This is a genomic window from Collinsella sp., from assembly GCF_052346665.1.
Classification (GTDB): Bacteria; Actinomycetota; Coriobacteriia; order Coriobacteriales; family Coriobacteriaceae; genus Collinsella.
On record NZ_DAWDUX010000018.1, the window covers coordinates 3,106 to 14,298 of the forward strand.

Genomic DNA, 11,193 nt, shown 5'->3' on the forward strand with positions numbered 1-11,193 from the left:
ACGCCCAGAAGCGCGGTGTGTGCACCCGCGTGTTCACCACCTCCCCTAAGAAGCCGAACTCGGCTCTTCGCAAGGTCGCCCGTGTGCGCCTCGTGAACGGCATCGAGGTCACCGCTTACATCCCCGGCGAGGGTCACAACCTGCAGGAGCACTCCATCGTGCTCGTCCGCGGCGGTCGTGTTCGCGACCTGCCTGGTGTGCGTTACCACATCCTTCGCGGCTGCTATGACTGCGCCCCCGTCGCCAACCGTAAGCAGGGTCGTTCCAAGTACGGCGCGAAGCGCCCGAAGTAGTCGATCGACGATTGACCCAGATCCCATTCAGATAGAGGAGATTCAATATGCCGCGTCGTGCAGCTAAAACTCACCGCCGCGAGGTCCAGCCTGATGCTGTTTACAACAACCGCCTCGTGACGCAGCTCATCAACAAGGTCCTTCTTGACGGCAAGAAGGCCACCGCTGAGCGTATCGTCTACACCGCCTTCGATATGGTCGCCGAGAAGACCGGTGAGGACGCCCTCGCCGTCTTCAAGAAGGCCATGGACAACATCAAGCCCACGCTTGAGGTCAAGCCCAAGCGCGTTGGTGGCGCTACCTACCAGGTCCCCATGGAGGTCAACGCCCGTCGTTCCACTCAGCTGGGCATCCGCTGGATGGTCAACTTCTCCCGCGCCCGCAAGGAGAAGACCATGGCCGAGCGTCTGGCCGCCGAGATCCTCGACGCCTCCAACGGCGTTGGCGCTTCCGTGAAGAAGCGCGAGGACGTCTTCAAGATGGCCGAGGCCAACCGCGCGTTCTCTCACTACCGCTGGTAATTCAGGGAAGGGACTTAAGACATGGCTAAGCCCAAGTACAAGCTTTCCGATACCCGTAACATCGGCATCATGGCTCACATCGATGCCGGTAAGACCACCACGACCGAGCGTATTCTTTACTACACCGGTAAGACCCACAAGATCGGTGAGGTCCATGAGGGCGCTGCCACCATGGACTGGATGGTTCAGGAGCAGGAGCGCGGCGTAACCATTACCTCCGCTGCTACCACGTGCTTCTGGAACAAGGACGGTAAGGACTACCGCATCCAGATCATCGACACCCCGGGCCACGTTGACTTCACCGCCGAGGTCGAGCGCTGCCTGCGCGTCCTCGATGGCGCCGTCGCCGTGTTCGACGCCGTTGCCGGCGTTCAGCCCCAGTCTGAGACCGTTTGGCGTCAGGCTTCTACCTTCAACGTCCCCCGCATCGCCTTCATCAACAAGTATGACCGCGTGGGCGCTGACTTCTTCAACGCTATCGAGACCATGAAGGATCGCCTCGACGCTAACGCCGTGGCTGCTCAGGTCCCGATGGGCGCCGAGGACAACTTCTGGGGCGTCATCGACCTGGTCACCATGACTGCATGGGACTTCAAGGCCGACGCGAAGGGCATGACCTACCCCGAGCCGATGGACGAGATCCCGGCTGAGTTCGCTGACATCGCTGCCACCAAGCGCGAGGAGCTCCTCGACGCTGCTGCCAACTTTGACGACGAGCTCATGGAGAAGATCCTCATGGAAGAGGACTTCACCGTCGAGGAGCTCAAGGCTGCTCTGCGCAAGGGCGTTCTGGCCAACGAGCTCAACCTCGTCTTCGTGGGCTCCGCCTACAAGAACAAGGGCGTTCAGGAGCTGCTCGATGCTGTCGTCGACTACCTGCCCAGCCCGATCGACGTCGAGGCCGTCACCGGTACCGATCCGGACACCGGCGAGGAGATTGAGCGCCATCCTTCCTTCGACGAGCCCTTCTCCGGCTTGGTCTTCAAGATCATGACCGACCCGTTCGTCGGTAAGCTCACCTATGTTCGCGTTTACTCCGGCCGCGCCGAGTCCGGCTCCTACGTGGTCAACGCTTCCAACGGTCAGCGCGAGCGTCTCGGCCGTATCCTCGAGATGAACGCCGCCGAGCGTATCGATCGTGACGACGCCTGTGCCGGCGACATCGTCGCTTGCGTCGGCTTCAAGAACTCCACTACCGGTGACACCTTGTGCACCGAGGGCAAGGAGATCGTCCTCGAGAAGATCGAGTTCGCTAAGCCCGTTATCGACGTTGCCATCGAGCCCAAGACCAAGGCCGAGCAGGACAAGATGTCCCTGGCTCTGACCAAGCTCGCCGAGGAGGACCCGACCTTCACGGTGTCCACCAACCACGAGACCGGCCAGACCATCATCGCCGGCATGGGCGAGCTGCACCTCGAGATCATCGTCGACCGTCTGCTCCGCGAGTTCAAGGTTGACGCTAACGTTGGTAAGCCCCAGGTTGCCTACCGCGAGACCGCTGGTCACGACGTCGAGAAGGCTGAGGGCAAGTTCGTCCGTCAGTCCGGCGGTCGCGGTCAGTACGGCCACGCCGTCATCAAGCTCGAGAAGATGGAGGAGGGCTTCGGCTACGAGTTCGTCAACGCTATCGTCGGCGGCGTCGTGCCCAAGGAGTACATCCCGTCCATCGATAAGGGCATCCAGGAGGCCCTGAACACCGGTGTTATCGCCGGCTTCCCGGTCCTCGATGTTAAGGTCACCCTGTTCGACGGTTCTTACCACGAGGTCGACTCCTCCGAGGCCGCCTTCAAGATCGCCGGTTCCATGGCTATCAAGGACGCCCTCAAGAAGTCCGATCCGCAGCTGCTCGAGCCGATCATGGCTGTCGAGGTCGAGACCCCCGAGCAGTATATGGGCGACGTTATGGGCAACCTCTCCGGTCGCCGCGGCAAGATCGAGGGTATGGAGGATCGCAGGAACAGCAAGCTTATCCGTGCCAAGGTGCCGCTGGGCGAGATGTTCGGTTACGCTACCGACCTTCGCTCCCAGACCCAGGGCCGTGCTACCTACACCATGCAGTTCGACTCCTACGAGCCGGCTCCCAAGTCCATCGTGGACGAGGTCATGGCGAAGAACGGTACCAACTAAGGTCCCTCGCCCGTACGTGTAACACCGCGAGGGTGCCCTCGCTCATCCATTGTTGGAGGTTAAGTTGTCCAGCCAGAAGATCAGGATCCGCCTGAAGGGCTATGATCACGAGGTCGTCGATCAGTCCGCCAAGCTCATCGTTGAGACCGCTCAGAAGACCGGTGCTCGCGTTTCCGGCCCCATCCCTCTGCCGACCGAGCGCAACCTGTACACGGTCATCCGTTCGCCCCACACGAACAAGGACTCCCGTGAGCAGTTCGAGATGCGCACTCACAAGCGTCTCATTGACATCCTCGATCCCACGCCCGGTACCGTCGACTCGCTCATGCGCCTCGACCTGCCTGCCGGTGTCGACATCGAGATCAAGCTCTAAGTCGATTGCTTGATAGCGCAATCTTCAAGGCCGTCACCTAGGGGTGACGGCCTTTTTGTGTCTCTAGAGTTGATTGTCGTTGCTTACGTAGCGTGCCGCCCGTCCTGTTCGGTGCTACCATTGTCAAATTGCAATTGCGCTATGGGGCTGTACGGTAAAGAGATTCGGGGTACGTATGGTTGATTGGATTATGCGACGCGCAGAAGGTGACCGCGGCAAGGTCGGCGAGCTTGCCGGTTTTGTCTGCATTGCGCTCAATGTCGTGCTTTGCCTTGGCAAGGGGCTGGTGGGCGTTCTCTCTGGCTCTGTGTCCATCGTTGCCGATGCACTCAACAATCTGAGTGACGCGAGCTCGAATATCGTGAGCGTCCTGGGTTTCAAGCTCGCCAGTAAGCCCGCCGACCCGGAGCATCCGTATGGTCATGGTCGCTTCGAGTATCTCTCGGGGCTTGTCGTCGCTGTTCTCGTGCTTATGATCGGCGTCGAGCTCGTCAAATCCTCGATTGATAAGATCATCAATCCCTCTGACGTCGAATTCTCGCTTGCGTTGGTGGGTGTCCTTGTGGGATCTATGGGGCTCAAACAATGGATGGCTCATCTGAATCACGTGCTCGGGGAGAAAATCAAATCCGAAACACTGCTTGCAACCGCCCAGGATTCCAAAAATGACGTCCTTGCCACGGGGGCGGTGCTCATTTGTGCAATATTCGCCCGTATCACGGGGATTAATTTGGACGCCTGGGCGGGCCTCGCAGTGGGCGCCTATATCGGTTGGAGCGGCATCGAGCTCATCCGCGACACGGTCAATCCGCTACTTGGACAAGCACCCGACCCTGAGCTTGTTCAGCATATCCGATCAAAAATCATGAGCTACCCTGGGGTCCTCGGCACGCATGACCTCATGGTGCACGACTACGGCCCGGGCAGGCAATTCGCCAGCGCGCACGTTGAGATGGCAGCTGAGACCGATCCGCTCGAGAGCCACGACACACTTGATAATATCGAGCAGGCGTTCAAGGACGAGGACGGGCTCATTGTCACCCTTCATTACGACCCCATCGTCACGAATGATCCCCATGTCGCCGATATGCGTAACAAGATTAATGCTTTAGCGCAGAGCATCAGCCCTCACGCGAGCATTCATGATCTTCGGTGTGTACCGGGGCCTACGCATACCAATGTTATTTTCGATTCGCTGCATCCTGCTGATTGTGAGCTGAGTCCCCAGGAGTTCAAATCTCGCTTGTCGGCCCTTGTTGTCGAAGAGTACCCCGATGCCGTGCCCAAAATCACGGTCGATGAGGATTACGTATCGGCAGAGCAGTAGGGTTCGCGTTCTCTGCCTTTGGCCTGTTGCAGAGGGAGGAGGGCTCACCGCGGTTATGGCGATGAGCCCGTCTGGATGAGACACGTTCCCCTGTATGCCTTTGTTCGGCGACAGTGCACGTATGTTTTGCGGTGGGGGATGAGCTTAGAAGTTGGCATCGAGCCAAGCGATGATATCGCTTGATTCGTAGAGCGGCTTGCCGTCGATGAACAGGCACGGAACCTGCTGCTTGCCACCCACCGAAACGAGTGTACGCGCCGCCTCGGAGTCGATGCTGATATTGCGCAGGGGAATTTCGATGCCGCGGCTCCTCATGAAGTCCGTGACGCGGATACAAAACGGGCACGTGGGGCGATAATACAGGACAAGGTCGTGGTTGGCTGACATGATGATCCCTTCTAAAGATGATGGTATTCTAGTCGCTTATACCCACTCGCGCGGAGGCTCTCGTGGAGATAGGAGGAAGATCATGCCTGAGTATCAACGCATATCGCACGGGTTTGAACCGGTATACGACGAGCGCTCACGCATTTTAGTGCTCGGCTCCTTTCCCTCGGTACTTTCGCGCGCGAACGACTTCTATTACGGAAATCCCCAGAACCGATTTTGGCGCGTTTTAGCGTCTTGCCTGCGAGCGAAAGTCCCCCAATCGATCCCTGAGAAGTGCGCGCTCTTGCTTGCGCATGGTATTGCGCTGTGGGACGTGGTGGCGCAATGCGACATTAAGGGTTCGAGCGATGCGAGCATCGCAAACGTGGAGCCTGTAGACATCGAGCGTGTGCTTGAGGTGGCGCCCATTCGGCATGTCGTGTGCAATGGCGGAACGGCGGGGCGTCTATACGCCAAGCACCTGCAGGATCGGGTTGGATTGCCCGCGGTCGTGCTGCCCTCAACGAGTCCCGCAAACGCCGCATGGACATTCGATCGGCTTCAAAAACGCTGGAAGGAAGCCTTGGATTCGATGAATTAGGCCTTTTGGCGGCGTGGGGACGACCGTGCAAAACCGATTGCCGTGTCATAACCCTGATGAGCCGTTCGCCTCGCCGTCCGGCCTGAGTTCGCGCTGCATGATGAGGACCTCGCGCGAGCCTTCGGGGTACAGCGCGCTAACCTCGGCTGTCCGCAGGGGCTTGAGACCGCACTTCTCCATCACACGATGCGATTGGGCGTTATCGAGGAAGTGGTCGGCGTACATCGCTCGAGCTCCCAGGTCGCGTTGCGCATGCTCGATGAGCGCGGAGAACGCCTCCGGGGCGTATCCCTTACCCCAATGCGGCGCGCCGATCCAGTAGCCTGCGGAGTACTCATCGGGTCCCTCTAGATAATCGCAATCATCGATCGTTTTAAGTCCTATTGCACCTATGAGCGTGCCGTCGCATCTGAGGGTGACGGCATATTGCTCGGGTCCCCGCAAGACATTGCGGAGGATGTCGAGACTCTGCTCTTCGCTTTCATGTGGAGGCCAGCCTGCGGCGGTACCTATACGTGGATCTCGGGCGAGCGCGTAGAGCTCGGTTGCGTCGCTGTCGAGCCAGGGGCGCAGGACAAGGCGGGCGGTGATGAGTTCCATAGTGGTCCTTTCGGGGTCAATGGAATGGACGGTGATACGGATGCGAAGCGGTGGGGCAGTTGACGTGCGCCATGCCGACGGCGTGTGCGGCGCATGGAGCGTGTGCCCTCCCGTACGATTTGTGGGAAGGGGGGTAGGTGGTCTATCCGTCCAGATTGCCGGTGACGGTTCCCTTACCGTTGGGGATGCGGCGTCCCGCCTTACCGGAGATATGATCGAGATCGATTGCCCAAATTGCGGTCGCGGGGAGCTCCCAGTCGATCGCTGCGCCAATCTTGTCCTTGTGCTCGGGGCAGTATTTAAGGCAGATCTGTGCCAAGGCGCGTCGCATAAGCGCGGTGTCCTCAACGGGGCGAACGGTACCCGTGGCAATCACACTCGCGAAGCGCGTGGTGAAGAAGCCGGGAGCACCGTCCTCCTCGACGTAAACTGGGTCCATATCCACGGCGACGGTGACGCACACGCGCGGGTCGCGCTTCCAGTCCTCGGTCTTCTGGCCTCCCGCGATGCCCGTGTGGATCAACAGGGCGTCACCGTCCAGGACGTAGGAGAGCGGCGTGGCGTAGGGGTGTCCGTCAGCATCGACCGTGGCGACGACGCAGTGCTCGCCGATGCGGAGGATTTTGCGGGCCTCCTCTTCGCTGATGGCTCGTTCCGGGAGCTGCTTCATGGGCTGGTGCATGGATCGACCTTTCTTGTGTGGGCTTGAACAGAGAATACGTTATTTTGAGTCGTGGTGGCGCGTGGCTTGAAGCCCGCTAACTCGGGTGCTTGAAAGGGGGCGCCAGCGCGCCATGGCCCAAACGTGGATCGGTGCAGACTGACTACGGAGGCACATAGTGCCAACGGGGAATTAGGAAGTTGAGGTTTTTCGTACTCGATTTGGGATTTCGAAAGTAGAGCGGCGGGAAATCTAGCAAAAGGTCAGGATTTTTTTGCTGAATGGCGTCCTCTACTTTGACTTTTGGGAAACGAATACGAAAAACCTCAATTACGAGCGATTGCGCGAGCGGGCGCAAATGAGGAGGCGGGCGCAAATGGAAGAGCGCCGTCGGCAGAACAGCCGGCGGCGCTCGAAGGCGTTATATGCGGACCCCACGAGGAGGACCATTTGGGGGATCTGCCTACCCGAAGTAGGCCACGCCGCTCTCGAACAGGGGCATGAACTTCTCACCGGGGACGTTCTTGTACAGGCCGTTGCCGCGGCGCTCCACATGGCCCATCTTGCCGAACACGCGGCCGTCGGGGGAGGTGATGCCCTCGATGCAGGCGACGGAGCCGTTGGGGTTCACGTCGAGGTCCATGGATGGCATGCCGGCCACGTCGACGTACTGCGTGGCGATCTGGCCGCCGGCGCGGAGCTGCCCGAGCACCTCGTCGTTCGCGACGAAGCGGCCCTCGCCGTGGGAGATGGCCACGGTGTAGAGCTCGTCCGCGTTGCACTGGGATAGCCAGGGCGAGAGATCGCTGCAGATGCGGGTGCGAACCAGGCGGCTCTGGTGGCGGCCGATCTGGTTGAAGGTCAGCGTCGGCGCGTCCGCGGTGGCGTCCACGATGTCGCCGTAGGGCACCAGGCCGAGCTTGACGAGCGCCTGGAAGCCATTGCAGATGCCGAGCATCAGGCCGTCACGGGACTGCAGGAGGTCGCGAACCGCCTCGGTGACCTCGGGCGCGCGGAAGAACGCGGTGATGAACTTGGCGGAACCGTCGGGCTCGTCGCCACCGGAGAAGCCACCGGGGATCATGACGATCTGGGACTCGCGAATGCGCCGTGCGAGCTCGCGCGTGGACTCGGCGACGTTCTCGGGCGTGAGGTTGTTGATTACGAAGACGTCGGCCTCGGCTCCGGCGGCGCGGAAGGCGCGGGCGGAGTCGAACTCGCAGTTGTTGCCGGGGAAGACCGGGATGATCACGCGGGGCTTTGCGATCTTGAGGCCGCCGTAGGTCGCGCGGATGCGGCCCTCCTCCTCGGAGCGGTAGCGCTCCTCGGGGATCAGCTCCTCGGGCGCGTCAACGTCGTCGGCGGCGCTGCGATAGGGGAACACGCCCTCGAGCGCGCTCGCCCAGGCCTCCTGCAGCTCGTCCAGATCAAGGGTCTCGCCGTAGGCGGTGAGCTCGTAGGGCTCGCACGTCACGCCGAGGTCGACCACGCACGCGCCGTCGACCTCGGGCAGCGCGGCGTCCTCGTCGAGCTCGACGATGAAGCAGCCGTAGGAGTGGTCGAACAGGTCGCGGGCGTCAGCCTCGTAGTAGGCCTCGGAAACCTCGAAGCCGATGCGGTTACCCAGGCAGGCCTTGAACAGGACCTCTGCCAAGCCGCCGAAGCCGACGGTGGAGACGGAGAGCGCCTTGCCCTCGCGCACGAGGTCCTCGACGGCGCTGAAGGCGGCGAGCAGGGAGTCGGTCTCGGGCAGCAGGTCGTCGACCTGGTAGGAGGGCTGGATCAGGGCGACGCGATGGCCGGCGCCCTTGAACTCGGGCGAGACGATGTTGGCGAGCTTGTCGACGGCCACGGCGAAGGACACGAGCGTGGGCGGGACGTCGAGGTCCTCGAAGGAGCCGGACATGGAGTCCTTGCCGCCGATGGCGCCGGCGCCGAGCTCGACTTGGGCCATGAGCGCTCCCAGTACGGCGGCCATGGGCTTGCCCCAGCGCTCGGGCACATCGCGCAGGCGCTCGAAGTACTCCTGGAAGGACAGGTAGACCTTCTCATGGTCGAAGCCGGTGGCCACGAGGCGCGAGATGCTCTCGACCACGGAGAGATAGGCGCCGCGGTACTGGTCGGCGTCCATGATGTAGGGGTTGAAGCCCCAGGCCATGCCAGAGACCGTGGTGGTCTCGCCGTCGACCGGGAACTTGGCGACCATGGCCTGGCTCGGGGTGAGCTGCCGGGTGCCGCCGAAGGGCATGAGGACGGTCGCGGCGCCGATGGTGGAGTCGAAGCGCTCGGACAGGCCCTTGTTGGAGCACACGTTGAGGTCGCTCACGAGCTCGGTCATGGCGTCGTGGAAAGACTCGCAGGTCTCGGCGCCCGGCACCATGGGGACGGTGCTCTCGTAGATGCCCTCGAGGGTGCCGAACTCCTCGAGCGCGGCCTCGGCGAGTTCGCTCTCGGGGTCGATGGGGGCGATGCCCTGGGCCACGACGTGGACGTCCTGGTACTTGGGCGCGCCGTTGGAGTTGAGGAAGTCGCGGGAGAGGTCGACGATGGCGTCGCCCTGCCAGGCCATGCGGACGCGGGCCTCATGCGTGACCTCGGCGATCACGGTCGCCTCGAGGTTCTCCTCGGCGGCGTAGCCCATGAACTCCTCGACGTCCTCCTCGGCCACGGCGACGGCCATGCGCTCCTGGGACTCGGAAATCGCGAGCTCGGTGCCGTCCAGGCCGTCGTACTTCTTGGTGACCATGTCGAGGTCGATGTAGAGGCCGTCGGCGAGCTCGCCCACGGCGACGGACACGCCGCCCGCGCCGAAGTCGTTGCAGCGCTTGATGAGGCGACAGGCGTCGCCGCGGCGGAAGAGGCGCTGCAGCTTGCGCTCCATGGGGGCATTGCCCTTCTGGACCTCGGCGCCGTCCTTCTCGATGGACTCGACGTTGTGGGCCTTGGAGGAGCCGGTGGCGCCGCCGATGCCGTCACGGCCGGTGCGGCCACCGAGCAGGATGATCTTGTCGCCGGGGGCGGGGCACTCGCGGCGGACGTGGCTCGCCGGGGTGGCGCCCACCACGGCGCCCACCTCCATGCGCTTGGCCATGTAGCCGGGGTGGTACAGCTCAGAGACCTGGCCCGTGGCCAGTCCGATTTGGTTGCCGTAGGAGGAGTAGCCGGCGGCCGCGGTGGTCACGATCTTGCGTTGCGGCAGCTTGCCGGCGATGGTCTCGCTCACGGGGACAGTCGGGTCGGCCGCGCCGGTGACGCGCATTGCCTGGTAGACGTAGGAGCGCCCGGAGAGCGGGTCGCGGATGGCACCGCCCACGCAGGTGGCGGCGCCGCCGAAGGGCTCGATTTCGGTGGGGTGGTTGTGGGTCTCGTTCTTGAAGAGGAACAGCCAGTCCTGGTCCTCGCCGTCGACGTCGACGGTCACCTTGACGGTGCAGGCGTTGATCTCCTCGGACTCGTCGAGGTTGGTGAGGATGCCCTGCGCTTTAAGCCACTTGGCGCCGATGGTGCCCATGTCCATGAGGCAGACGGGCTTCTCGTCGCGGCCAAGCTCATGGCGCATCTCCATGTAGCGGTCGAACGCGGCCTCGACGGCGGCGTCGTCGATCTCGATGTTCTGGAGGTTGGTGCCAAAGGTGGTATGACGGCAGTGGTCACTCCAGTACGTATCGATGACGCGGATCTCGGTGATGGTGGGGTCGCGATCCTCGTCCTTGAAGTACTGCTGGCAGAAGGCGATGTCCGCCTCGTCCATGGCCAGGCCGCGATCGGCGATGAACGCCGCGAGGGCGGCCTTGTCCATCTCGCGGAAGCCGTCGATGACCTCGACCGGCTCGGGATCGGGAATCTCTTGAGTGAGGGTGTCCGGGAGCTCGAGCGCGGCGATGCGCGACTCGACGGGGTTCACCACGTAACCCTTGATGGCGTCGAGGTCCTCGGCGGAGAGCTCGCCGGAGAGCACGTACACCTTGGCGCAGCGCACGGTGGGGCGCTCGCCCTGGGAGATGAGCTGGACGCACTCGGCGGCGGAGGCGGCGCGCTGGTCGAACTGGCCGGGCAGCGCCTCGACGGCGAAGAGGTGAGCAGCATCGGCGGGCAGCTCCTTGTACACGGCGTCGACTTGCGGCTCGGAGAATACGGTGGGCACGCAGCGTGCGAACAACTTCTCGTCGATACCCTCGACGTCATAACGGTTAATGACGCGCAAAGCCGTGAGCGCCTCGATGCCCAAGGTGTCGCGGAGCTCGGTGAGCAGCTGCTTCGCCTCGACGTCAAACCCGGGTTTCTTCTCTACGTACACGCGAGAGACCATTGAGTCCTGCCC

Annotated in this window: 10 protein-coding genes; 6 read left to right on the forward strand and 4 right to left on the reverse strand. The window is 62.3% G+C overall.

The features are described 5' to 3' along the window. The 5 genes from rpsL to ACT8II_RS04665 all read left to right on the forward strand — a co-directional run. The coding region (gene rpsL, locus ACT8II_RS04645) for a 30S ribosomal protein S12 (RefSeq protein ID WP_443813124.1) at nt 1-293 on the forward strand (293 nt) is incomplete at its 5' end. Nucleotides 294-340: 47 nt separating this feature from the next. Further along, nucleotides 341-814: a 30S ribosomal protein S7 gene (gene rpsG / locus ACT8II_RS04650; protein WP_412108056.1), complete on the forward strand. Its 474-nt coding sequence runs from the start codon at nt 341-343 to the stop codon at nt 812-814. Between the two features lie 21 nt (nt 815-835). Continuing rightward, complete coding sequence (gene fusA / locus ACT8II_RS04655) at nt 836-2,941, forward strand: elongation factor G (RefSeq protein WP_118654264.1); 2,106 nt, start codon at nt 836-838, stop codon at nt 2,939-2,941. 64 nt (nt 2,942-3,005) lie between these two features. After that, nucleotides 3,006-3,314, forward strand: a complete 309-nt coding sequence (gene rpsJ / locus ACT8II_RS04660; protein WP_443813126.1) for a 30S ribosomal protein S10 — start codon at nt 3,006-3,008, stop codon at nt 3,312-3,314. A gap of 175 nt (nt 3,315-3,489) precedes the next feature. Next, the gene (locus tag ACT8II_RS04665; protein WP_118654262.1) at nt 3,490-4,641 is read left to right on the forward strand and encodes a cation diffusion facilitator family transporter; all 1,152 of its coding nucleotides are present in this window, start codon (nt 3,490-3,492) and stop codon (nt 4,639-4,641) included. Nucleotides 4,642-4,785: 144 nt separating this feature from the next. Here ACT8II_RS04665 and ACT8II_RS04670 read toward each other — a convergent pair whose 3' ends face one another. Next, nucleotides 4,786-5,028: a glutaredoxin family protein gene (locus tag ACT8II_RS04670; RefSeq protein WP_118654261.1), complete on the reverse strand. Its 243-nt coding sequence runs from the start codon at nt 5,026-5,028 to the stop codon at nt 4,786-4,788. Between ACT8II_RS04670 and ACT8II_RS04675 the strand changes: the two genes are divergently transcribed. Continuing rightward, nucleotides 5,027-5,611, forward strand: a complete 585-nt coding sequence (locus ACT8II_RS04675) for a DNA-deoxyinosine glycosylase (protein WP_368076125.1) — start codon at nt 5,027-5,029, stop codon at nt 5,609-5,611. The genes ACT8II_RS04670 and ACT8II_RS04675 overlap by 2 nt on opposite strands. A gap of 45 nt (nt 5,612-5,656) precedes the next feature. Here ACT8II_RS04675 and ACT8II_RS04680 read toward each other — a convergent pair whose 3' ends face one another. The 3 genes from ACT8II_RS04680 to ACT8II_RS04690 form a co-directional block, all read right to left on the reverse strand. Further along, nucleotides 5,657-6,211 (reverse strand): GNAT family N-acetyltransferase, encoded by a 555-nt coding sequence (locus ACT8II_RS04680; protein WP_118654259.1) that lies wholly within the window; start codon nt 6,209-6,211, stop codon nt 5,657-5,659. 142 nt (nt 6,212-6,353) lie between these two features. Next, nucleotides 6,354-6,893: a pyridoxamine 5'-phosphate oxidase family protein gene (locus tag ACT8II_RS04685; protein ID WP_443813129.1), complete on the reverse strand. Its 540-nt coding sequence runs from the start codon at nt 6,891-6,893 to the stop codon at nt 6,354-6,356. 442 nt (nt 6,894-7,335) lie between these two features. After that, nucleotides 7,336-11,181 carry a phosphoribosylformylglycinamidine synthase gene (locus ACT8II_RS04690; protein ID WP_443813144.1) on the reverse strand — a complete coding sequence of 1,282 codons (3,846 nt, stop codon included), beginning with the start codon at nt 11,179-11,181 and terminating at the stop codon, nt 7,336-7,338. Nucleotides 11,182-11,193 lie beyond the last annotated feature (12 nt).

Bases quoted from the DNA above. Each gene is read 5' to 3' on its own strand.
- ACT8II_RS04670 (WP_118654261.1), bottom strand. From the start codon at position 5,028: ATGTCAGCCAACCACGACCTTGTCCTGTATTATCGCCCCACGTGCCCG.
- ACT8II_RS04675 (WP_368076125.1), top strand. From the start codon at position 5,027: ATGATGATCCCTTCTAAAGATGATGGTATTCTAGTCGCTTATACCCAC.
- ACT8II_RS04680 (WP_118654259.1), bottom strand. From the start codon at position 6,211: ATGGAACTCATCACCGCCCGCCTTGTCCTGCGCCCCTGGCTCGACAGC.
- ACT8II_RS04685 (WP_443813129.1), bottom strand. From the start codon at position 6,893: ATGCACCAGCCCATGAAGCAGCTCCCGGAACGAGCCATCAGCGAAGAG.
- fusA (WP_118654264.1), top strand. From the start codon at position 836: ATGGCTAAGCCCAAGTACAAGCTTTCCGATACCCGTAACATCGGCATC.
- rpsG (WP_412108056.1), top strand. From the start codon at position 341: ATGCCGCGTCGTGCAGCTAAAACTCACCGCCGCGAGGTCCAGCCTGAT.
- ACT8II_RS04665 (WP_118654262.1), top strand. From the start codon at position 3,490: ATGGTTGATTGGATTATGCGACGCGCAGAAGGTGACCGCGGCAAGGTC.
- ACT8II_RS04690 (WP_443813144.1), bottom strand. From the start codon at position 11,181: ATGGTCTCTCGCGTGTACGTAGAGAAGAAACCCGGGTTTGACGTCGAG.